21 protein-coding genes are annotated in these 20,727 nt (G+C 72.5%); 8 read left to right on the top strand and 13 right to left on the bottom strand.

Features of this window, described 5'->3' with window-relative positions; all coding sequences use genetic code 11:
• Positions 1 to 175 precede the first annotated feature (175 nt).
• On the top strand, positions 176 to 2,422 hold the full coding sequence (locus HS041_RS04750; protein WP_230878419.1) for a hypothetical protein: 2,247 nt from the start codon (positions 176 to 178) through the stop codon (positions 2,420 to 2,422).
• Here the strand turns inward: HS041_RS04750 and HS041_RS04745 are convergent.
• The 3 genes from HS041_RS04745 to HS041_RS04735 all read right to left on the bottom strand — a co-directional run bounded on the left by HS041_RS04745 (position 2,304) and on the right by HS041_RS04735 (position 5,159).
• Complete coding sequence (locus tag HS041_RS04745; protein WP_196439276.1) at positions 2,304 to 3,920, bottom strand: MptA/MptB family glycosyltransferase; 1,617 nt, start codon at positions 3,918 to 3,920, stop codon at positions 2,304 to 2,306. The two genes, HS041_RS04750 and HS041_RS04745, sit on opposite strands and share 119 nt — an antisense overlap.
• Before the next feature lie 107 nt (positions 3,921 to 4,027).
• Positions 4,028 to 4,726 carry a glycosyltransferase family 2 protein gene (locus HS041_RS04740; protein WP_307845170.1) on the bottom strand — a complete coding sequence of 233 codons (699 nt, stop codon included), beginning with the start codon at positions 4,724 to 4,726 and terminating at the stop codon, positions 4,028 to 4,030.
• Between the two features lie 79 nt (positions 4,727 to 4,805).
• Positions 4,806 to 5,159, bottom strand: coding sequence for an STAS domain-containing protein (locus tag HS041_RS04735; protein WP_196439275.1), 354 nt, complete (start codon positions 5,157 to 5,159; stop codon positions 4,806 to 4,808).
• A 267-nt stretch (positions 5,160 to 5,426) separates the two neighbouring features.
• Between HS041_RS04735 and HS041_RS38075 the strand changes: the two genes are divergently transcribed.
• Entirely contained in the window at positions 5,427 to 6,005 is a 579-nt protein-coding gene (locus HS041_RS38075) for a hypothetical protein (RefSeq protein ID WP_230878417.1), read from the top strand.
• Here the strand turns inward: HS041_RS38075 and HS041_RS04725 are convergent.
• The gene (locus HS041_RS04725) at positions 5,923 to 7,071 is read right to left on the bottom strand and encodes a sensor histidine kinase (protein WP_196439274.1); all 1,149 of its coding nucleotides are present in this window, start codon (positions 7,069 to 7,071) and stop codon (positions 5,923 to 5,925) included. The two genes, HS041_RS38075 and HS041_RS04725, sit on opposite strands and share 83 nt — an antisense overlap.
• Complete coding sequence (locus HS041_RS04720) at positions 7,068 to 7,763, bottom strand: response regulator transcription factor (protein WP_196439273.1); 696 nt, start codon at positions 7,761 to 7,763, stop codon at positions 7,068 to 7,070. Before HS041_RS04720 ends, HS041_RS04725 begins: the two co-directional genes overlap by 4 nt.
• Positions 7,764 to 7,878: 115 nt before the next feature.
• Here HS041_RS04720 and HS041_RS04715 point away from each other — a divergent pair, with 115 nt between their 5' ends.
• Positions 7,879 to 8,046 (top strand): hypothetical protein, encoded by a 168-nt coding sequence (locus tag HS041_RS04715; RefSeq protein ID WP_196440910.1) that lies wholly within the window; start codon positions 7,879 to 7,881, stop codon positions 8,044 to 8,046.
• 94 nt (positions 8,047 to 8,140) lie between these two features.
• Here HS041_RS04715 and HS041_RS04710 read toward each other — a convergent pair whose 3' ends face one another.
• Both HS041_RS04710 and HS041_RS04705 read right to left on the bottom strand, forming a co-directional pair.
• On the bottom strand, positions 8,141 to 8,677 hold the full coding sequence (locus HS041_RS04710) for an ATP-binding protein (RefSeq protein WP_307845260.1): 537 nt from the start codon (positions 8,675 to 8,677) through the stop codon (positions 8,141 to 8,143).
• Between the two features lie 155 nt (positions 8,678 to 8,832).
• The gene (locus HS041_RS04705; RefSeq protein WP_196439271.1) at positions 8,833 to 10,773 is read right to left on the bottom strand and encodes a PAS domain-containing sensor histidine kinase; all 1,941 of its coding nucleotides are present in this window, start codon (positions 10,771 to 10,773) and stop codon (positions 8,833 to 8,835) included.
• An 81-nt stretch (positions 10,774 to 10,854) separates the two neighbouring features.
• Here HS041_RS04705 and HS041_RS04700 point away from each other — a divergent pair, with 81 nt between their 5' ends.
• Positions 10,855 to 11,424 carry a methylated-DNA--[protein]-cysteine S-methyltransferase gene (locus tag HS041_RS04700; RefSeq protein ID WP_196439270.1) on the top strand — a complete coding sequence of 190 codons (570 nt, stop codon included), beginning with the start codon at positions 10,855 to 10,857 and terminating at the stop codon, positions 11,422 to 11,424.
• A 95-nt stretch (positions 11,425 to 11,519) separates the two neighbouring features.
• On the opposite strand, the gene HS041_RS04695 is transcribed toward HS041_RS04700, so the two are convergent.
• The 3 genes from HS041_RS04695 to HS041_RS04685 all read right to left on the bottom strand — a co-directional run bounded on the left by HS041_RS04695 (position 11,520) and on the right by HS041_RS04685 (position 13,909).
• Entirely contained in the window at positions 11,520 to 12,872 is a 1,353-nt protein-coding gene (locus tag HS041_RS04695) for a purine-cytosine permease family protein (RefSeq protein ID WP_196439269.1), read from the bottom strand.
• 176 nt (positions 12,873 to 13,048) lie between these two features.
• The gene (locus tag HS041_RS04690) at positions 13,049 to 13,372 is read right to left on the bottom strand and encodes a rhodanese-like domain-containing protein (protein WP_196439268.1); all 324 of its coding nucleotides are present in this window, start codon (positions 13,370 to 13,372) and stop codon (positions 13,049 to 13,051) included.
• A 21-nt stretch (positions 13,373 to 13,393) separates the two neighbouring features.
• Entirely contained in the window at positions 13,394 to 13,909 is a 516-nt protein-coding gene (locus HS041_RS04685; RefSeq protein WP_196439267.1) for a MarR family winged helix-turn-helix transcriptional regulator, read from the bottom strand.
• Between the two features lie 35 nt (positions 13,910 to 13,944).
• Here HS041_RS04685 and HS041_RS04680 point away from each other — a divergent pair, with 35 nt between their 5' ends.
• Positions 13,945 to 14,319 (top strand): cupin domain-containing protein, encoded by a 375-nt coding sequence (locus tag HS041_RS04680; protein ID WP_196439266.1) that lies wholly within the window; start codon positions 13,945 to 13,947, stop codon positions 14,317 to 14,319.
• A gap of 79 nt (positions 14,320 to 14,398) precedes the next feature.
• On the opposite strand, the gene HS041_RS04675 is transcribed toward HS041_RS04680, so the two are convergent.
• The gene (locus HS041_RS04675) at positions 14,399 to 15,004 is read right to left on the bottom strand and encodes a TenA family protein (RefSeq protein WP_196439265.1); all 606 of its coding nucleotides are present in this window, start codon (positions 15,002 to 15,004) and stop codon (positions 14,399 to 14,401) included.
• A gap of 116 nt (positions 15,005 to 15,120) precedes the next feature.
• Here HS041_RS04675 and HS041_RS04670 point away from each other — a divergent pair, with 116 nt between their 5' ends.
• A complete protein-coding gene (locus HS041_RS04670) occupies positions 15,121 to 15,750 on the top strand; it encodes a GOLPH3/VPS74 family protein (RefSeq protein ID WP_196439264.1) in 630 nt (209 codons plus the stop codon).
• Between the two features lie 15 nt (positions 15,751 to 15,765).
• Here HS041_RS04670 and HS041_RS04665 read toward each other — a convergent pair whose 3' ends face one another.
• Positions 15,766 to 16,320, bottom strand: a complete 555-nt coding sequence (locus tag HS041_RS04665) for a DM13 domain-containing protein (RefSeq protein ID WP_196439263.1) — start codon at positions 16,318 to 16,320, stop codon at positions 15,766 to 15,768.
• 140 nt (positions 16,321 to 16,460) lie between these two features.
• Positions 16,461 to 17,825: an LCP family protein gene (locus HS041_RS39925; protein ID WP_307845169.1), complete on the bottom strand. Its 1,365-nt coding sequence runs from the start codon at positions 17,823 to 17,825 to the stop codon at positions 16,461 to 16,463.
• A 308-nt stretch (positions 17,826 to 18,133) separates the two neighbouring features.
• Here HS041_RS39925 and HS041_RS04655 point away from each other — a divergent pair, with 308 nt between their 5' ends.
• Positions 18,134 to 19,570 (top strand): hemolysin family protein, encoded by a 1,437-nt coding sequence (locus tag HS041_RS04655; protein WP_196439262.1) that lies wholly within the window; start codon positions 18,134 to 18,136, stop codon positions 19,568 to 19,570.
• Positions 19,567 to 20,598, top strand: a complete 1,032-nt coding sequence (locus HS041_RS04650) for a hemolysin family protein (protein WP_196439261.1) — start codon at positions 19,567 to 19,569, stop codon at positions 20,596 to 20,598. The genes HS041_RS04655 and HS041_RS04650 overlap by 4 nt, the downstream gene beginning before the upstream one ends.
• The last annotated feature ends 129 nt before the right edge of the window (positions 20,599 to 20,727 follow it).

The following is a 20,727-nucleotide window of genomic DNA, read 5'->3' as shown; positions in this document are numbered from 1 at the left end:
CCGGTCGTCCGGTACGGCTCCGGCCTGGCCGTCCCCTTCGTCGCCCGGCGCCGCGGCGGCCCGGCGGGCCGGCGGGCTCTCCGCGGTCGCGGCCCGTCCGCCGTCTCTGGCGACCCCGCCGGGATCCGCGCCCCGGTCTCCTTCCTCCCAGGAAGGAGTGCCTTCCTGGAGGGGATTGCTGAGCGCAATATTCATTGCGCTCAGCAATCCCCTCCGCGAAGGAGCCGTCCTCCTGCTGCCTGCCGCCGTGCTCCTGGCCCTGTCCTGGCCGGGTACGGCGGCCGCCGCCACCGGCCCGTCCGCCCCAGTGCCCGCCGGGGATCGCGGGGCCGCCAGGGTCGTGGTGGTCGGGGTGCCGGGGCTGCTCTGGAGCGACCTGGACGAGGCGCGGACGCCGAACCTGTGGAGGCTGGTGGAGGCCGGGGGGTCGGCGTCGCTGTCCACCCGGGCGGCCCCGCCGAAGGGCCGGGGACTGACCTGCCCGATGGAGGGCTGGCTGACCGTCTCCGCCGGGCAGCGTGCGGGGACCCCGGGCATGGCCTGCGCCCTCCCCCCGGCCCCGCAGACCTCCGGCGCCGGGGCGAGCGTGCCGGGCTGGGCCGGGCTGCAGGGCTACAACCGGGACGAGATCTCTTATGAGCCCGTGCTCGGGCAGCTCGGGCAGCTCGTCGTGGAAGCCGGGGGGCAGGTCGCCGCCGTGGGGCCGGGAGCCGCACTCGGCGCCGCCGACAGATCAGGAAAAGTCGGGAAATACGCGGAAACCGTGGAGCAGCTCGGCGACCTGGCACCGTACCGGCTGATCGTGCTCGAGGCCGACGACCTCGCGCGGGCGTGGATCGCGGCCGGAACCGACGCGGACGGCAAGCACGCCTCCCTGACCGGCCAGGGCCGGCAGGACGCCGTGGCCGCGATCGACCGGCGGGTGGGCGCGGTCCTCGACCGGCTCCCGCCGGGCACGGCGCTCCTGGTCGGCGGGATCTCCGACACCGCGCCCGTGGCCCACCTGCACGTGGCGATCGCCTCCGGCCCGTCCCCCGACGGCACGCCGTACCCGCACGGCTACCTCACCGCCGCCTCCACCCGCCAGGGCGGCCTGGTGACCGTCACCGACCTGACCGCCACCGCGCTCGCCCTGCTCGGCCTGGACGCGCCGAACACCGTCGTCGGCCGCGCCTGGACCAGCGAGGGCCCGAGCGACGACCAGACCTCCGCCGTCGTAGCGGACCTGACCCGCGAGAACCTGGCCAGCCGGGTGCTGCACCAGGTGCGCGGGCCGTTCTTCACCGCCTTCGTGGCCGTGCAGGTCCTCTTCTACCTGCTGGCCGCCGCCGCGATCCGCCGGGGCTGGGGCGGCTCGCGGGCGCTGACGGCCGTCCAGGTGGTCGCCACGGTCAGCGGGGCGATCGCGGTCGCCACCTTCCTCGCCCAGCTCGTGCCCTGGTGGACGTTCCCGGTCCCGATGGCCGGGGTGGTCCTGACCATCCTCGGCATCGCCTGCGCGGTCGCCGGCCTCGCTTTCGCCGGACCGTGGCGGGCGCATGTGCTCGGCCCGCTGACCGTGGTCGCAGGCGCCACCTCGCTGGCCCTGCTGGCCGACGTGATGACCGGCTCCACGCTCCAGGTCAACGCCGTCACCGGCTACGAGCCCGTGACCGGCGGGCGCTTCTACGGCTTCGGCAACATCGCCTTCGCCGTCTACTCCGCCGGGACGATCCTGGCCCTGGCCGGGGTCGCCCAGTGGCTGCTGTCACGCGGCAGGCGCGGGCCCGCCCTGGCGGTCTGCGCGCTCTACGGAGGGCTCGCGGTGTTCGCCGACGGCTGGCCGGCGTGGGGAGCGGACTTCGGCGGGGTCCCGGCGTTCCTCGTCGGACTGTCCGTCTTCGTGATCCTGCTGTCCGGCCGGCGGGTCTCGGTGGCCAGGCTCGGCCTGGTGGGGCTGGCCGGAGCCGTGCTCATCGGCGCGATCGCGGTGGTCGACTGGCTGCGGCCCGCCGAGCGGCGCACGCACCTGGGCGCGTTCGTCCAGCAGGTGCTCGACGGCGAGGCCGGGACGGTGGTGGCCCGCAAGTTCAGCGCGATGGTCGGGGTCACGGTCGGGAACTGGTCGCTGACCCTGCTCTCCCTGGTCGCGCTGGCCTTCCTGTTCCTGGTGCTGAACCGGCCCTCCCGCTGGGGCGCCGCCGCGCTGGGCCGGGCCTACGCACTGGCCCCCGCCCTGCGCGCCGGTCTGATCGGCGCGCTGACCTGCGCGCTCATCGGATTCTTGATGAACGACTCGGGCATCGCGATCCCGGCGATGGCGCTCACGGTCGCGGTGCCGCTGACGTTGGCCGCCTGCGTGCGCGCGCTCCGGCTCTCGCCGCCCACCACGCCAGAGCGACCGTCAGAGCCAGCAGGGACCACGGCACCGCCTCCTGTCTGACGGCGGTCTTCAGCCAGAGCAGGTCCTCGGGGCGGAGCGCCTCCCTCGCCGGGAGGTAGCCCAGGGAGAGGATCGTCACCCTGGCGACCATGAACAGCTCCAGGGCGGGCCAGGAGGCCAGCGCCAGCAGCGCGAAGGCCAGCCCGTCGTACCAGGGCAGGGCGTACGGCGCGGCGAACAGCCAGGCCACCACGACCACCGCGGCCACCGCCGGGGCCCGCCCGGCGGACAGGGCCGAGGCCCCGGGCCGGCCGGCGGGCGGGACCGGGCCCCGGGACCCGTCCGCGGGCAGTGCCCGCAGCAGCAACCAGGCCAGCGTGGCGAGCAGGACCATGGAACCGAGCTGGATCCAGACCGTGTAGGCGCCGTCCCCGAGCAGCGCCTGCAGGCCGCGTTTGACCAGCTGCCACGGGGTGCCCAAGGAGACCTTCCTGCTGGCCTCGCCCACCTGGTCCAGCACGTGCGGCCCGGCGATCCCGTAGACCGCCGCCACCGTGGCGGTCGCGGTGCCCGCGACGACGGCGAGCCGTCCGGGCGAGCGCCGCAGCTCCCAGGCCGGCCCGAGGGCGACGAGGCCGGCGTTGAGCTTCACTCCGATCCCGGCCCCCAGCAGGAGCCCGGAGGCGACCAGCGACCGCCACGGCCCGCCAGGGCGCGTCTTCGGCCCGCTCGGGTGGTTCTCCGCCCCCGCGGCCGACGCCGTGTCCGGGCCGGGCCCGAGCCGCGCGGCTCCCAGGGCGGCCAGGGCGGCGACCATGCAGGCGACGGCCATGGTGTCGACGTGCATCCCGGCGGAGAGATGGTAGATCATCAGCGGATTCGCGGCCCAGAGCAGCGCGGCCCGGCACTGCAGGGCCCGGTCTCCGGCGGTGAACCGGTGGATCAGCAGGGCGGTCGCGATGAACGCGGCGGCGTTGAACAGCGCCATCGCGAAGACGGTCAGCCTGACCGAGTCGCCCCCCGCCAGGCTCGCCAGCGCCTGCACGGCGGTGGCCACCGGGCCGTAGACGCTCGTCGCCCCGGCCCACTCCTCGACCGCTCCGACGACCGGATCACCGGGGATCCCCGCGGGTGCGACGGTGTACGGATCGTGCCCGAGGACGGCCAGCCGGCCGTAGGCGGCGTAGTTCAGGTGATCGGCCGAGCCCGACGGCGGCAGGAAGGCCAGGACGGCGGCCGCGGCGGACCCCGCCGCCAGCGACCACCGCGGGTCCGGCCGCCACCGGGAGCGCAATGCCGCTCCCAGCCCGGCCCCGCCCAGCAGGATCGCGACGGCCGCCATGGCGATCACCAGGTGGGCGTCCGGCTCCGCGTCCAGTGAGTAGGGCGGCTGCCAGGACGGCCCGGCCAGCGCCGGCACCATGGCGGACGGCCCCAGCAGCCCGATCAGGACGGTCAGCGCGACCGACACGCCCATGGCCGCACGCGCGAAGGCGCCGAGACCGTCACGCGGGTCACGCACCGTGTTCTTCCCGGCCACCGCCGCTTCGAGGGTCACCCGCAAATTCCAGCACATCCGGCGGATCGCGCGACTCGTCGTCCACAGGTCCCCGGCGGCCGGCGGAGCGCAGCGGCGCCCCGTCCGGCCCGCCGCACCGCACTCCGTCAGGGACGCAGGACCTTGCGCGCCAGAAGGGCGCGGCCGACGTCGCGGAACTGCCTGGCCCGGTGGATCTGGGCTCTCCAGTCGGTGCCGGTGGCCCGGTGCGCCATCTCCACCTCGACCTCGCGGACCCGGAACCCCTTGCGGATCAGGTCGATCGTGAGACCCGTCTCCACGCCGAAGCCCCGCGCCAGCGGGCGCGCCGCCTCGAATGCGGCCCTGGTCAGGCAGCGCTGGCCGTTGAGAGGCTGGGCGGGTGCCCAGCCCGTGGCGCGCTCGATGCCCTCGCGGGCGAGCCTCACCACGAACCCGTGGCCGCCCAGCTTGACGCGGGTGGCGAAGACCGCGATGGTCATGTCCGCCTCACCCGCCCGGACCGGCTCGATCAGGGGCTCGGCCGTGTGCGCGGTCCTCCCCAGGTCGGCGTCCAGGAACAGCAGGTGCCGCGGGTTCTCACCCTCGCCGTCCAGCAGGCGCACGACCTCCGCGCCGCTCTCCATGGCGGCGGCCTTGCCCCGGTTGTGGCTGTGCCGTACGACACGGGCTCCCGCGGCCCTGGCCACGTGGCCCGTCCGGTCGGCCGAGCCGTCGTCCACGACCACGACGAGGTCCACGCCGGAGAGTGCCAGGGCCGCCGTCACGGTGGTGCCGATCCGGTCGGCCTCGTCCTTCGCCGGAATGATCACTGCGGTGCCGGTCACAGCCCTCGCCCCCGCGCTCTCCCCCGGCGAAGGCAACCCGTCCGGCGCCCGCCCCCCGGGTCCGCGCGGTGGGGACGGCTCACGCCTGGGGTTCCACCGTGAGCAGCTCCTCCGGAACCGCCTCGTGCACGGTGAACACCGAGTCGAGGCCGGTGACCTGGAGGATCTTGCGGACGGCGGGCCTGGGCCCGGCCACCTCCAGGGAGCCCCCGCGCTCGCGCAGCCGCTTGAGCGCGGAGAGCAGCACGTTCATCCCCGTGGAGTCGCAGAACTCCACTCCGGACATGTCGATGACCACGAAGGTCGTGGCGCTCTCGTCGAGCAGCCGAGTGAACTCGGCTTGCAGGCGAGGCGCGGTATATAGGTCGATTTCTCCGACAATGGCCATGACGTTGTGCCCGCCATGAGATCGAGTTGAGACTTTTAGCTCCACAGCGGGCACACTAGCGGCGCGAAGGCCCCGGGTCACGTTTCTCTCGCCTCGAGGGTGTCCGCCTCGGGCGGAGCGCGTCACGGGGCGGCCCCGGATCCGGCTCGCCCGTTTCTTTGTCCCCGTTCTCCCCTCACGAGAACCCTTGGTGCGCGAAGCTTGACCCTGTGCAACGCCGGCTCGGCCGGAAAGGGGGAGGCCCGGAACCTCCTGACCGCCGCTGCACGAACGGGCGACGGACGTCGAGAAGGAAACGGGCCTGACACATTCATGAACATCGATCTTCCCGAGGACTCCCAGCGGCAACGGCTCCGAGAGCGCCTGGAGGCCGCCATCACCCGCGCCGAGAGGTCGACGTCGTGGCGCGACGCGACCGCCTCGCTCCGCGGCCTGGTGAACCGCGACGGGGTCGTCCCCATCAGGGCCCGCCTGACCGGCGGCGACCTCGACTTCCTGGAGGCGGCGCGCGAGGAGCTGCTGGACTTCGCCAACCTCGGCGTCCGGCTCCTCGACCTTCACCAGCCCCGTGACGCCGGGGGCATCACCAGCGACACCGCGCATCCGATCCTGCGCTGCCGGAGCTGCATGTGGCGCTGGCCGTGCCCGACCTTCCGCGCGATGTCGGAGACCTTCTGCACCGCGCGGGAGCCCTGCGACGAGGCCGGAGACGGTGCCGCCGGCGTCTCCCGCCGCCCCATCGAGCCCGACGACGCCGAGCCGGACGGCGGGGACCCCGACGGGAGGCCCGGACACGTCCAGGTGACCGTCATGATCCCCGCTCAGCCGGAGGGCGGGACCTCGGCGCTAGGGGAAGGCGGATCTCGAAGCGGCAGCCGGGGCCTTCGTTGACGACGCCGATGACGCCCTCGTGGGCCTCCACGATGCCGCGGGCGATCGCCAGGCCGAGCCCGGCCCCCGCCCCGTCGGCGCGCGGGCTCCGGGCCGCCTCACCGCGGAAGGCGACGTCGAACACCCGGGGCAGGTCCTCCGGGGGGATGCCGCCGCAGCAGTCGGCCACCGACAGGCAGGCCAGGCCGTCCTCCACCGTCGCGCGGACCACGACCGTGCCGTCGGCCGGGGTGTGCCTGATCGCGTTGACCACCAGGTTGCGCACGGCCCGGGAGAGCTCTCCCGCGTCCGCCTCGACGGGCACCGCCGGCTCCACCTCGTCCGCCAGCCGCACGCCCTTGGCCCGGGCCAGCGGCTCCACCCCGGCCAGCGCCTCGGCGACCAGGTCGCCGAGGCCGATCCGGCCCCGTGACAGGCGCAGCGCCCCCGCGTGGATCCTGGACAGCTCGAACAGGTCGTCGACCATGCCCGAGAGGCGGTCCACCTCCAGCCTGATCTGGGTGTGATAGCGGCTCACGGTCTCCGGGTCGGCCACCACGCCGTCCTCCAGGGCCTCCGCCATGGCCCGCATCCCGGCCAGCGGGGTGCGCAGGTCGTGGCTGACCCAGGCGACGAGTTCGCGGCGGGCGCCCTCCAGCGCCCGCTCGCGCTCGTGACCGCGGCGGATGCGCCGGTATGCCTCGTCCAGCGCGCCGGCGATCGTGTCGAGTTCGGCGGGCAGCCCGCTCGGCGGAGTGAACTCGCCGGACGCCGGGACGTCGTGCACGGCGGCGACGAGCCTTCGGCTGGCGGCCACGACCCGCCGGGCGAGCACGGCCGCCACGCCCAGCCCGACCACGCCGCTGACCACGACCACGCTCAGCACGATGTCCCTGGGCGTGCCCTCGATGATCATTTTCAGGGTGATCGCCACCACGCCCGCCACCGTCGCCACGACGGGGACGACCGCGACCACGGCGAGCATCACCCCGATCGACCGCTCCCGCAGCATGCGCATCGCGCCCAGCCCGGTCAGCGCCACCACCAGGCCGAGCCCCGCGGTGACCGCCGCGATCTCCACGATCATGACGGGACCAGGGGCTCGTAGCGGTAACCGACGCCCCACACCGTGACGATGCGCCGGGGGACGGTCGGGTCGGCTTCGATCTTCTCCCGGAGGCGGCGGACGTGGACCGTCACGGTGGAGGAGTCGCCGAAGGACCAGCCCCAGACCTGGTCGAGCAGGTCCGAGCGGCTGAAGGCCTGGCGGGGGTTGCGCATCAGGTGGGCCAGGAGGTCGAACTCACGGGCGGTCAGCATGATCTCCTCCTCGCCGAGCCGGACCTCGTGGGCGCCCACGTCGACCACCAGCTCGCCGTCCCGCAGCACGCCCGTGCCCGCCGGGACCGAGGCCCCGCGGGCCCGCCGCAGCACCGACTGCACGCGCAGGGCCAGCTCGCGGGGGCTGAACGGCTTGGTGACGTAGTCGTCGGCGCCGGTCTCCAGGCCGACGACCCGGTCGATCTCCTCGCCGAGCGCGGTCAGCATGATCACGGGGACCGGCCAGCGCTCCCTGAGCTTCCTGCAGACCTGCAGGCCGTCCATCTTGGGCAGCATGAGGTCGAGCACGAGCAGGTCGGGAGGGCTGGACATGGCGCGTCTGAGCGCCTCGGCGCCGTCGCCGACGCACTCGACGGTGTGCCCGTCGCGTTCGAGGTAGCGGGCCACGACCTCGGCCACCGTCGGATCGTCGTCGACCACCAGAATCCGCGCGCTCATGCTTCACACGGTAGGCCCGGCGCGACCGGCCGCCGAATCCCGTCACCGGTCCGTAAGACCCGATCGTTATGCGTCCGGACATCTGCCGTACCGGCCACCGGCGTACGGTGGGCACATGGGTCGTACCGTGATGGCAGTCCTGGGTGGGATTCTCGCGCTCTACGTGGTTTTCGGGCTCGTGCTCCCCGCCCTGTTCGGGCTCTTCAAGTTCCTGTTCGTGCTGGCCTTCGTGGCGTTCCTGGTCGTCGCCGCGGTCACCGTCGCGGCCAGGCTCTCCAGGTAGCCGGATTCCCCGGACGGTCCGGGCCGAGGCATCCGCCCCGCCCTCGGGGCGGGCGCGTCCCGCGGACCGCCGCCGCGGCGGTCCGCAGGACGGCTCAGATGCACTCCGGCATGACGGCTTCGGGGGTGGGGCGGTGACCGTTTCCCAGATGGCCGTTTCCCGCGTGACCGTTCCCCAGATGGTCGTTGTGCGTCCGGCCGCTTCCCGCGTGGCCGACGCCGACCTGGCCGTTCCCCTCGTAGTCGGCGACCTCGTGACCGAGGGTCGTGACGATCGCCCAGACCGTGGTGATCTCGCCCTCGTGCCTGACTCCCCATCGGTCGGCCAGATATTCGACGATGCCGAGGCCCCGGCCCCCTAACGAGGAGAGCGGAGCCCTTCCGGCGCGTGGTTCGGTGGCGGCACCCCCGTCACTCACCGCTACCTCGACATGTCCATCGGTCCAGCGCCATGCCACTTTGATCTGCCCGGACGGCAGGGGGTGCGCATGCCGGAGAGCGTTGCTCAGCAGCTCGCTCACCACCAACACGGCGTCGTCTATCGCACTCTCGTAGACGCCCCATTCCTGCAGGTCAGAGCTGAGGCATTGACGCGCGACGGCGACGCTGGACGGTGCATACGGCAACAACACGACGCTCGACGGACCCACCTCCCCGTATCTCTGTTCCCCCTGAGGAACACACCCCAGATACGACCGAAATGCCCCGTTCTCCGTCTGCAGAAACCGTGACCCGATCACAGCTTGTGCACACTGGACGATAGATCGTCCCTACCGTTGCCGGTCCGTTACCGCCCCGGCGTGTCGGAGCCGCTAAGGGGTCCCGGCGTGTCGGCCCTCCGCAGCACCAACCGCATCCGGGTCCCCCCGCCCGGCCGGGGGTAGGCGGACACGTCGCCTCCCTGGGCTCGGGCGAGGCTGCGCACGATGTAGAGACCGAGGCCGACCCCGCCGAACCGGCGGCGGTTGCCGCTCTCCACCTGGACGAAGCGGTCGAAGACACGCTCCCGGTCGGCCGGTGCGATCCCCACACCCTCGTCGTCGACCACGAGGACCACGTGGTCGCCGTCCGGCCACGCCTCGACCCTGATCAGACCGCCGTCCGGTGAGTACTTGAACGCGTTCTCCAGGAGCTGGCCCAGCACGATGTCGGTGGCGAGCGCGTCGCCGGAGACCTCCGGCAGGCCGTCGGGGACGACCACCTCCATCCGGTGCACCTCGGACAGGACCGGCAGGCCCAGCGTGGCGGCCCGGATCAGCGCGCCGAGGTCGAAGCCCTCGATCTTGAGAGTGAGCTCGCCCGCCCCGGCGCGCGAGCCCAGCATCAGGTGGTCCATGAGCTGGCCGAGGGAGCGCGCCCGCTCGGCGATGGTGTGGACCGCGGAGCGGCGCTCGGCGTCGGTCAGGCTGTCCCAGCGCGTGTCGAGCATGCCGGCGAAGCCGCGGACCACGGTGATCGGGGTGCGCAGCTCGTGGCTGGTGGTGGCCAGGAACAGGTCCTTGGCCTCCTCCAGTTCCTTGGCCCTGGTGATGTCGCGGAAGTCGACCACGGTCTCCCCGGTCTCCACGATCTCCGCGCGGAGCACGTCCAGCCAGATGCCCGAGGGCAGCTGGAAGGTGAGCTTGTCCCCCGGGTCGGGCAGCGGGAACGGCGGCGGCTCACCGATCATCTCGGCGGCGTGGAAGCCGGTCAGCTCGGCGGCGGCCGGGTTCCACTGGATGACGCGGCCCATGCTGTCGAGGACCGCGATGCCGTCGGCGCTGGCGTCGAACACCGCGCGCTCGTGGGCGCGCTGCCGTACGGCCTCCTGGTAGGCCGTGGCGTTGTCCACGGCGATCCCCGCGTGCCCGGCGAGGAGCTCCAGCAGCTCCAGCTCGACGTGACCGGCCCTGCCGTTGGCGAACAGCGCGTAGAGGGCGCCGTACGGCCGGCCGCCCACCGCCGCGACGCCGAGCGCGATGGTGTGCAGACCGGGCAGCCACGACCAGGCCGGCTCGTCGGGCCGGGCCCGGTCGCCGGTCTCCATCATCACGGTCCGGCCGCCCCGCAGGAGCGTGCCCACCAGGCTCGTGCGCAGGTCGGCCGTGGTGCCGCGCAACGCGTCGGGGAGCCGGTGGCAGGCCACGAGGCGGAGCCGGTCGCCCTCGATGAGCACGAACCCGCCCGCGTCGGCGCCGGTCAGCTCGGTGAGGCTGGCGGCGATCCGGTCGAGCACGGTGGGCAGTTCCAGCTCGGCGTTGATGTCGGCGACCACGTCGATCAGCCTGCGGACGAGCTGGGCGCGGCGGAGGATCTTCTCGCTGGCGGTCTCGTCGTCCTGGGCCAGGTGGTAGACGCTGACGTAGCCGAGCAGCGTCCCGGCCTCCGAGCAGAGCGCGCCGGTGTCCACCCGGACGTCCAGCAGCCTGCCGTCCCGGCGGAACCGCTTGGTGCGCAACGAGACCTGGCCGCCGGTGCGGACCCGCTCCAGAACCGCGTTGTGCTCGGCGGTGAGCTCTTCGGGAACCAGCGGGAGGCGGCGTCCCAGGGCTTCCTCCGCAGGCCAGCCGAACAGGCGCTCCGCCGCGGGGTTCCAGGTGAGGATCGCCTGGTCCCGGTCGAGGGCGACGACCGCGTTGGGCGAGCTGGCGACGACCGTCCCGCCGATGGTCTCATCACTGATCGCGATCACATCATCACGCACGTACTCATAGTGCCGCCTCGGACGGCCGGATCTTGGCACTTTCATCCCGCATGTGCTGGCGCTCCCCGAGATGAGCCGTCCGATACGCTGCGGTCACCACACACCTGGACAGGAAAGGGTGGGGCCATGTCATCCGGTTCATCCGGCGACCTCGACGCACTGCTCCGAGCGACCTCGCCCACCTACATCGGGGACAGGCATCCCGACGTCGCGTTCGGCACCCACGACGGGCCGGTGGGCCGCATGATCCTCGCGGTGACCGGCCGGGGGGTGGTCTCCTGCGGCTACGAGGACGAGAGCGCCGTCTTCGGACGCCTCACCAGGGAGGTCAGCACGTTCATCGGGGCCGATCCCCGGCGGATCGACCCGGTCCGCAGGGAGCTGGACGCCTACTTCTCCGGCCGCCTGCGCACGTTCACCACCCCGGTCGACCTCCAGCTCGCCACCCCGTTCGCCAGGACCGTGCTGCAGATGATGCTCGCGGTGCCGTACGGGACCGCGACCACCTACCGCCAGATCGCCGAGCGGATCGGCAGGCCCCGCGCGCTGCGCGCGGTCGGCAACGCGCTCACCGGCAACCCGGTGTGCGTGATCGTGCCCTGCCACCGGGTCGTCGAGAGCGAGTCCGTCCTCGGCGGCTACGCGGGGGGCACGGCCGTCAAGGAGCGGCTCCTGCGGATCGAAGGGCTCCGCTGACGCCCCCGGCCTCCGCCGCCGCCTCGCGGGCGGATCCCGACCCGCGGGGCGGGCGGTGATCTCGTACGGCCCGCCCGCGCGCCTTCCGGGCTCCGCTAGCGGCGGCGCAGCATGCCCAGGCCGAGCGTGACCAGACCCGAGACGAGGAACGCGGCGAGGGCGGCACTCATCCACGACTGGGGGACGAACCCGATCAGCTCACGGGCGTCCGTCCAGAACCGCGTCCACCATCCCACTTCCTTGTCGATCGGCAGAGCGGCCAGCATCCACCAGGCCACGAAACCGAGCACCCACGGAACGATCATGAGCCAGCGCGAGGGCGCGTTCTCCGAGGTGTCCCAGCGGCGCGCCCCGCCGAGCAGGAAGTAGTCCACCACCAGGACGGCGAACATCGGGACGAAGACCGCGCCGATCAGGCTCAGGAACGCGATGTACTCGTCGGCCCCGTCGGCCCCGACATAGATCGCGATCAGCGTGACCACCACGCCGGTGGCGACGGAGATGACCCTGCGGTCCAGCCGGGGCAGCAGGTTCTGCAGCGACATCGTGGTGGAGTAGACGTTCACGAACGACTGGTCGGTCTCACGCAGCACGAGGATGCCGAAGAACAGCCAGCCGAGCGAGGCCGCCACGAACGGGTCCCACACCTTGCCGGTGTCGTTGCCGACCAGCGCGAGGGCGGCGATGCCCAGCGTCAGGCAGGCCACCTGCGCGATCGTGTAGCCGCCGACCACGCCGGCGAAGGCGGCCCTGCCGGAGCGGGAGAAGCGGGCGAAGTCGGCCGCCAGCGGCACCCAGGAGACCGACAGGGCGATCACGGAGTCGACCGCGGGGGTGAACGCCTCCCAGGTTCCCGCGCCGATCGCCGGTCCCCGGCTGAACAGCTCGAAGGCGAACCAGATCATCGAGATGATCACACCGGCGGTGACGTAGCGGCGGAGCAGCCGGACCGCGCCCAGCGGCCGGATGGTCAGCGCGGTGGTGATCACACCGCCGAGGACCACCCAGACGGCGTAGGGCACCTCGACCCCGAACGACCCGGCGATGGCCTGGGCGCCCTGGGCGATGACCCACAGCTCGAAGGCACCCCAGCCGAGCATCTGGACGATGTTGAGCACGGTCGGGACGTAGGACAGCCTGGCCCCGAACAGGCCGCGGAGCAGCACCATCGCCGGAGCGCCGGTCTGCTGGCCGGGGATCGCCGCCAGGGCGACCATCACGGTGCCGACGATGCTGCCGACGACGGCGGCGGCGATCGCGGCCAGGAAGCTCAGCGGCCGGTCGCGCAGGGGGTTGATCAGCGCGATGGCGCCGGAGAACCCGAGCAGGCTGACCCCGAGGTTGGCCCAGAGCGCGCCCTGGTCGAGCACGCCGAGCGTCTTCGGTGGCGCCTCATCGAGGGTGAGGGGGGCTTCGGCATGTTTGGACACGGCGACGTCGGACGCCATCACACACTCCCTACGCCGGCATTACCCGGACAGGTTCATGCGGTCGGCGGCGCGCCGGAGGGCCGTTCCCGGCCCTCTGCGTGGTTCCGCCCTCTCAGCCCGGTTGCGCCCGAGCTCCCGCGGTAAATGTTTCGCCCAGAAGTATGCCATCTGCCCCTTTCCTGGCAAGCAGCCGGTCAGGCAACGAACGGCTCCTGGCCGGTCTCGCTCACCATGGGGCGCCCGGCGAAGGCCCAGGACTGCATGCCCCCGCCGACGTTGACCGCGTCGCATCCGACCTGGTTGAGCCATGCCGCGGCGTGCGCGGAACGGCCTCCGACCCGGCAGACCACGTAGACGGGCACGTCCTTGGGCACCTCCGCCACCCGGGTCTGCAGCTCGCCGAGCGGTATGTGGACGGCTCCGGGCGCGTGCCCGGCGTGCCACTCGTCGTCTTCTCTCACATCCAGCAGGAACGCGTCATTGGGTACGGCCTGCGCTTCCACCTCAGGAACAGTCATGCACCCATTGTTTCAAGCCCGTCACCAGATGGGACGCAGAACCGCACGCCCTCCGGCCACCTCGTCCACATACGTCCGTAGATCTTCGTAGATGCGATCCAACCGCTCGGACCCGATCGCCTCGCCCCACCGGTCCTCGATGTCGGCCCACATCTCGTCGGCGTGCCGTACGTAGGCGTGCCCCCTGTCCGTGAGCGCCAGCACCCGGGCGCGGCCGTCGGTGGCGTGCGGGCGGCGTTCGACGTAGCCCCAGCCCTCCAGCTCCGACACGATCTTGGAGGCGGCCTGCTTGGTGACGCCCAGATGCTCGGCGAGCTCGACCGCGGTGACGTCGTCGTGGTCCACCAGCAGCCGGAAGGTGTAGCCGTGCGCGGGGCGCAGCGGCTCGCGCCCCTCCGCCGCCAGCCGGTCGTGGAACGCATCGGTCATCGCCCGGCACGTCATGGCCAGCAGCAAGGGGATCTCGCCCCGCCTGCGCGTCATATCGCCCGTCCCTTCGCCGTTGACGATGTAGTCAATCTGGTTTACCTTCTTCATACAGTCAATTGCGTTGACCATTTTAGGAGGACACCATGACCACCGCGACCCTGGCCGACGCTCCCGTCTTCGAGCTCGACGGCTTCACCTTCCGCCCGCTCGCCGTCCCTTCGCGGGGCTCCGCGGAGCTGGCCGTCTGGTCGATCGAGCTGGCGCCGGGCTCCTCCAGCCAGGAGCACACCGTCGACCGCGAGGAGGTCTTCGTCGCCCGTTCGGGCCGGATCGAGGGCGTCATCGGCGGTGTGGACCACGTGATCGAGGCCGGCGACGCCATGATCCTGCCGCCGCACACCGCGTTCTCGCTCCGCAACGCCTCGGCCACCGAACCGGCCACCGCCACCGTGTGCACCTCGGCCGGGATCAAGGCCACCCTCGACGGCCAGACCATCCTGCCGCCGTGGGCCCAGTGACCGCCTGAGCGGGCACGGCGGCCGAGCCACCCGCCCGGCCGCTGCGGGGCGCCGGACGCGGCCCCGCAGCGGCCGGAGGTCAGGGCACGTCCCAGAAGGCCAGCTCGTGGGCCATGCCCTCGGTGAACAGCTCCTTCGCCCGCTCCGGCGCGATGTCCACCTCGTCGAGCATCACCGCGACGCGCTCGGTCAGCGCGGTGAAGCCCGGGTCGGCGTAGGTGTCCACCCAGGCGCGGTAGCGCGGCTCCGCCGGGGGGTTCTCGGCCAGGATGCGGCCGAGCATGGAGTAGCCCCACATGCAGGGATAGAGCGCGGCCAGCCCTTCGGCGTAGTCCGCCGCCGCCTCCAGCAGGAACGAGGTGTAGGCGGCGCACGCCGGGCCCTTCACCGCGCCGTCGAGGTCGGCGCCGAACTCCGCCGACATGGACCGGTGCAGCTTCAGTTCCTCGTGGAAGGTGGAGTGCGCCAGGTCCACGAGATCGCCGAGGTGCCCGTCGGGGGCCTGCCAGGCCAGCCGGGAGAACACCCGGACGTAGTCCAGGAGGTACAGGTAGTCCTGCTCCAGCCACGACCGGAACACCGGCTCGGCCAGGTCGCCCCTGGCGATCCCCGCCACCGTGGGGTGGGTGAGCTGGGCGTCGAGCAGGGGACGGCCGATGGCGTGGAGTTCCTCAGAGATGCTCATAAGCCGGAGATTGTCGCAGGACTCGTACGGCGGAGCGCTCCCGCGGCCCGGCGGCCGGGTCTTCGCGGCGCCCGCGTGACGCCACCGCCCCCGTCCCGCGGCATAAGATCTGGAACGTGACGATCATCGCCGAAGAGGTCCTCCTTCTCGCCCACGAGGAGATCGAGGGCAAGCAGCTGGTCAGCTCCGCCCACCTGGACTCCGCCCTCGGCGGCGCGCTCCTGGCGGACCTCGCCGTCAACGGCCGGATCGCCCTGAACGGCAAGAAGGTCGTGGTCACGGACACCACCCCGGTCGGGAACGAGGAGCTCGACGCGGTGCTCGCCCGGATCGCCGGCGACCCCAAGGAGCGCAAGCCCGAGACGTGGGTCTACAAGCTCCAGTCCGGCAAGCTCCGCAAACGCCTGCTCGCCGGCCTGGCCGAACGCGGCGTGCTGAGCGAGAACCACCGCAGGATCCTGGGGATCTTCCCCAGCACCCGCTACCCGGAGCTCGACCCGAGCGTGGAGCGGGGCATCCGTGAGCACGTCCAGAGTGTGCTGGCCGGGGCCGCGCCCGACAGCCGCACGGCCGCGCTGATCGCCGTCCTGCGCGCCGCCAAGATCGACCGCAAGGCCTTCCCCGGCCTGGACAAGAAGCGGGTCAAGGAGATCACCGAGGAGGAGTGGATCGGCGAGGCCGTGGCCAAGCACATCGCCTCGATGAACGCGGCCGCCGCCGGAGGCGCGATCGCCGCCGCCACCTGACGCCGGGCGGCGGGCTCAGGTCAGTGCCGCGGCGCCGAAGGAGACGCTGAAGCGCTTGCACCAGATGGTGACGGTCTTCAGGGCGTCCAGGTCGGCTCCCGCCGGGACGGCGTAGTTGGCGTCGCCCTTGTTGCCCTTGAGGTCGCCCAGCTCCAGGTGCTTGCCGTCGTCGAGGTTGAACCACCCCGCCCGGCCCTCCTTGACGGGCTGGTCGCTCAGCCACACCCGCAGGTCGGGCCCGTCGGAGGTGTCCAGGTCCTCGATCCTGAGCACCCGGCTGCCGTCGGCCAGCTCCAGGAGCCTGGCCGTACCGGCCGTGTCGTGCTCGTGGGAGACGAAGGTGCCGGTGGCCAGCACCTTGGGGCCGCCCGCGGGCTCCCCGCCCGTGGTCTGCGGGGTCGCGCCGGGCGCCCGGGAGGCCGCGACCGCCGCCGGCGGGGCCTCGTTCACCTCCACCGTGGTGAACAGCCTCCACGGCTGGAACAGGTAGAGGGCGACGGCGAACGCGACGGCTCCGATTCCGAGGACCACCCAGGTGGCGGGATGGCGGAGCAGCTTCCTGATTCTCATGATGTCCTCCAGGCCTCGGAGCCCTGCGCGGAGCCCTCTCCGTCACGCGACGGGAGAGCGGAGTCCCGCGGATCGGCTCCCAGCTCGAAGGTATCGCCGCCGGCGGCCCCCGGCGCTTACGTGGTGCTTACGGCGTCAGGTCACTTGCCGAGGAGGTCCTTGGGGACCTGCTTGTCCTGGGCCAGGGCCTCGAACATGCGCAGGGCCTTCTCCCGGTCCCACTTGACCACGGACTGGCCGTTGATCGTGGGCAGGGAGCCGATCGGGACCACCGTGGTGACCGGGTTGCCGCCCATGGCCAGTCCGAGGGAGAGCAGGTCGAAGGCGCCACTCTCCTCGCCCACGGCCACGGAGTCGGTGGCGCTGAACGCGAGCGGGACGGACGTGAACGGGTTGAGCAGGACACCCGGGCTGGCGGCCTTCTTCACCACCGCCGAGAAGAACTGGCGCTGGCGCTGGGTCCGGTCGAAGTCGGGGATGGCCCCGGTGGCGCGGGTGCGGACGTAGCCGAGGGCGGTGCCGCCGTCCAGCGTCTGCACCCCCTTCTTCAGATCGATCCCGGCCTTGGGGTCCTTGATGTTCTGCTTGACGTCGATCTCGACGCCGCCGATGGCGTCCACGATGCCCACGAAGCCGCCGAAGCCGATCTCCATGTAGTTGTCGATGCGCAGGCCGGTGACCTTCTCCACCGTCCTGGCGAGCAGGTGGGGACCGCCGTCCTGGAAGGCGTAGGCGGCGTTGAGCTTGTCGCTGCCGTGGCCGTCGATGGGCACGTAGGAGTCGCGCGGCAGGCTCACCAGGGTGGGGCGCCCGTCGTTGTCGGGGATGTGCAGCAGCATCATCGTGTCGGTGCGCCGGCCGACGGAGCTGCCGGTGGCGAGCTTTCTGCGCTGAGCCTTGGTGAGCCCCGCGCGGCTGTCGGAGCCGACCAGCAGCCAGTTCGTGCCCGGTGTGTCGGCGGGACGCCCCTCGTAGTCGCGGAGGGCGTCGATCCGCTTCAACCGCGCATCGATGGTGAAATATCCCCCTACGGCGAGCACCAGAAGCAGGACGAGCAGGCCCGCGAGGATCCGCGCGACCGTCCTGCCCGGCCGCCTCGGACCCTTGGGAGCTCTCGGGCCCTTGGCACCCCAGGCCTTGTTCGACACGCCAGCGCCGCCTTTCCCTCCGGAGGGCTCACCGGGGAAGCCGGACGGGCCGCCGGAAGGGCCGCCGGAGGAGCCCTTCAGCGGCCGGGCCGGGCTCTTGCCCTGCCGCGCCTTGCCGTACACCGGCGAGACCGCCCGGGGCACGGTGTCGTCCCGTACGGCGCCGCCGGAGGCGGAGTCCGCAGAGGCCGTGGGGGGCCGCGGTCCGTCGCCCGGCGGCGGGCCGGGAGGAGGACCGCCCGCCTGGCCGCCCCGTCCCGGGACGGGGTGCGCGGGCTGGCCCGCGGACCGGGGCTGCGCGGGCTCGGGCGACCGGAGCGCACGCGTGCGGTCGTCGTCTTGCTGCCAGTCACCCACGTCGTATCTCCGCCACTTCCGGAAGTCGCTTACCAACCAACGGTGAAATCCTCACCATCGACGCTACTTCGTGGCTCACACCCGCGCAGACACGTCCCAAAGGTTTCCTTGAGTAAAAATACCGGGAGGTATCCGGCTACCGGTACCACGGTCACCACCCGAGCCGGAAACATCGGGCGTCACGTCGGTCGTTAGCGTAGAGGACGACCACCGCTCGAAAGGAAGATCGTGTCCAGTCCGGACCCGTGGAGTACCTGCCCGTGCGAACGCACGGGACCCACCGCTGAACCGACCGGGAGAGCCGACCGGTGAACACGGCTCTCGGCCTGCTGGCCGTACTGCTCCTCACCCTCGCCACCGGCTACTTCGTCGCCCAGGAGTTCGCCTTCGTGGCCGCCGACCGCGGCGTGCTGCGCGAACAGGCCGAGGCCGGCGACGCCGCCGCGAAACGGGCCCTGGAGGTGACGGGGCGGCTGTCCTTCATGCTCTCGGGCGCGCAGCTCGGCATCACCGTCACGGCCCTGCTGGTCGGCTTCATCGCCGAGCCCGCCATCGCCACCGTGATCCGCCCCTGGCTGGAGGCCGCGGGGGTGCCCGGGGGCGCCGTCCCCGGCGTCGCGGTCGCCCTGGCCGTGGCGGTCGCGACGGTCGTCCAGATGGTCATCGGCGAGCTGGCCCCCAAGAACCTCGGCATCGCCCGGCCCGAGCCGGTCGCCAAGTACCTCTCCCGCTCGACCCTGATCTACCTCAAGGTCGCCGGGCCGGTCATCCGGCTGTTCGACTCCGCCGCCACCGGTCTGCTGCGCAAGGTGGGCGTGGAGCCGGTCGAGGAGATCGAGCACGGCGCGAGCCCCGAGGAACTGTCCAGGATCATCGCCGAGTCCGGTGCGGCCGGCGACCTCCCCCCGCGCCTGTCCGAGCTGCTGGAGCGCGCGCTGGAGTTCGGCGACCGCACCGCGGAGGACGTCATGGTGCCGCGTCCCCGCGTGGTTCTGCTCCGCGACGACCGGCCGATCTCCGACCTGGTCGACGCCATCCGCGAGCACGGCCACTCCCGCTACCCGGTGCTCTGCACCGAGAACGGCGAGGACGTGGTCGGCGTCACCGGCGTGCGCGAGCTGATCGCCTCCCACCTGGTCGACGGCCCGCTGGAGAAGATCACCCGCCCGGCCCTGCTGGTCCCCGACTCCCTTCCGCTCCCGGTCGTGCTGGAGCGCATGCGGGCGGCCCGCGACAACCTCGCCTGCGTCATCGACGAGTTCGGCGGGCTGGCCGGAGTGGTCACCGTCGAGGACCTCGCCGAGGAACTCGTCGGCGAGCTGATGGACGAGAACGACCCCGAGCCCGCCGGGGTCGTCGCCAACGGCGACGGCACCTGGAATGTGCCCGGCACGCTCCGCGTCGACGAGGTCGAGCGGGCGACCGGGCTCGCGCTGCCCGAGAGCGACGACTACGACACCGTCGCCGGCCTGGTCCTGGCCACCATCGGCCGGATGGCCGAGCCCGGCGACGTGGCCACCGTCACGCTGACCCCGGAGAACGACCTCCTGGAGGACGAGCCGGACGAGACCGACGCGGTCCTGACCGTGCTGTCGGTGCACCGCAGGGTCCCCGAATGGGTACGGCTGGCGCCCGACCGCGACGGCGCGCCGCGCGCCTGGGAGGACGAGATGGACACGCCGGATGCGGCGGAGCACGACCACGGCAGCCCGGTGATCGGGCGGGGCCGGGTGAGCGGACGATGAGCACCGCCGGAGCCCTGCTGCTCGGCGTGGCCCTGCTGGCCGGCAACGCCTTCTTCGTCGCCGCCGAGTTCGCGGTCATCTCGGCCCGCAGGCACCGTTTGGAGGAGCTGGCGGGCAAGAGCGGCCGTCTCGCCCGCATCGCCGCCCGCGCCGCCGTACGCGGCGGGCGGGAGCTCTCCCTGATGCTCGCCGGAGCCCAGCTCGGCATCACCCTGTGCTCGCTCGGCCTGGGCATGGTGACCGAGCCCGCCATCGAGCACCTCCTGGAGCCGGTCTTCGGCGCCGTGGGCGTTCCGGAGTCCTTCCGGGTCCCGATCTCGCTGGTCATCGCGCTGGCCCTGGTCACCTTCCTGCACATGGTCGTCGGCGAGATGGCTCCCAAGTCGTGGGCGCTGACCCACCCGGAGACCGCGGCGATGGGCCTGGCCCTGCCGTTCCGCGGCTTCACCTGGCTCGTCCGGCCGGTGCTGGCCGCGCTCAACGGCCTCACCAACGCGCTGCTGCGGCTGTTCGGCGTGCGCGCGAGGGACGAGCTGGCCACCACCAGGACCCCGGTCCAGCTCGCCATGCTGGTCGGCGAGTCCGGCCGGATGGGCCTGCTCGACCGGGCCGAGCACGACCTGCTGACGCGGGCTCTGAGAGTCCACCAGCAGCCGGTCGAGCGCCTGATGCTGCCCATCGCGGAGGTCGTCTCCGTCACCTCGGGCGCGACGGGCGACGACGTGCGGCGGACCGCCGCCGGGAGCGGCCATCTCCGGCTGCTGGTGAACTCCGGCAGGCCCGGCGACGTCCTGGGCGTGCTGCACGTCCGGGACGCCCTGGTACGGCCCGCGGCGAGCCCCGCCGAGCTGGCCCGCCCGGTGCCCCGCCTGGCGAAGGGCACGACCGTCCCGGAGGCGGTCGCCGCCCTCCAGGACGCCCGCGCCCATGTGGGCCTCATCACGGACGACGGCGAGGTGGTCGGGATGGTCAGCCTCACCGACCTGCTCGGCGAGCTCCTGGACGTCAGAACCGTGCCCGCCCGCTGACCGGTCCGACGCCCGTATGACGGGGCCGGGGAGCCGTCTCCCCGGCCCCGCCCTGGTCAGCCCCCTGATTTCGCTGTCGGCGTAATCCCCGTTCACATGGGCCACTCCATGCAAGTCGCTCGAAAGCAA

Origin of the sequence: Planomonospora sp. ID67723, from assembly GCF_015711605.1 — a bacterium.
Classification (GTDB): domain Bacteria; phylum Actinomycetota; class Actinomycetes; order Streptosporangiales; family Streptosporangiaceae; genus Planomonospora_A.
The sequence above is the reverse complement of the archived record's forward strand: the minus strand, read 5'-3'. Positions and strand labels throughout refer to the sequence as shown.

Coding starts and splice junctions, on each gene's coding strand:
- HS041_RS38075 (WP_230878417.1), top strand. CDS start 5,427: ATGAACATCGATCTTCCCGAGGACTCCCAGCGGCAACGGCTCCGAGAG.
- HS041_RS04725 (WP_196439274.1), bottom strand. CDS start 7,071: ATGATCGTGGAGATCGCGGCGGTCACCGCGGGGCTCGGCCTGGTGGTG.
- HS041_RS04720 (WP_196439273.1), bottom strand. CDS start 7,763: ATGAGCGCGCGGATTCTGGTGGTCGACGACGATCCGACGGTGGCCGAG.
- HS041_RS04715 (WP_196440910.1), top strand. CDS start 7,879: ATGGGTCGTACCGTGATGGCAGTCCTGGGTGGGATTCTCGCGCTCTAC.
- HS041_RS04705 (WP_196439271.1), bottom strand. CDS start 10,773: ATGAAAGTGCCAAGATCCGGCCGTCCGAGGCGGCACTATGAGTACGTG.
- HS041_RS04700 (WP_196439270.1), top strand. CDS start 10,855: ATGTCATCCGGTTCATCCGGCGACCTCGACGCACTGCTCCGAGCGACC.
- HS041_RS04695 (WP_196439269.1), bottom strand. CDS start 12,872: ATGGCGTCCGACGTCGCCGTGTCCAAACATGCCGAAGCCCCCCTCACC.
- HS041_RS04690 (WP_196439268.1), bottom strand. CDS start 13,372: ATGACTGTTCCTGAGGTGGAAGCGCAGGCCGTACCCAATGACGCGTTC.
- HS041_RS04685 (WP_196439267.1), bottom strand. CDS start 13,909: ATGAAGAAGGTAAACCAGATTGACTACATCGTCAACGGCGAAGGGACG.
- HS041_RS04680 (WP_196439266.1), top strand. CDS start 13,945: ATGACCACCGCGACCCTGGCCGACGCTCCCGTCTTCGAGCTCGACGGC.
- HS041_RS04675 (WP_196439265.1), bottom strand. CDS start 15,004: ATGAGCATCTCTGAGGAACTCCACGCCATCGGCCGTCCCCTGCTCGAC.
- HS041_RS04665 (WP_196439263.1), bottom strand. CDS start 16,320: ATGAGAATCAGGAAGCTGCTCCGCCATCCCGCCACCTGGGTGGTCCTC.
- HS041_RS04650 (WP_196439261.1), top strand. CDS start 19,567: ATGAGCACCGCCGGAGCCCTGCTGCTCGGCGTGGCCCTGCTGGCCGGC.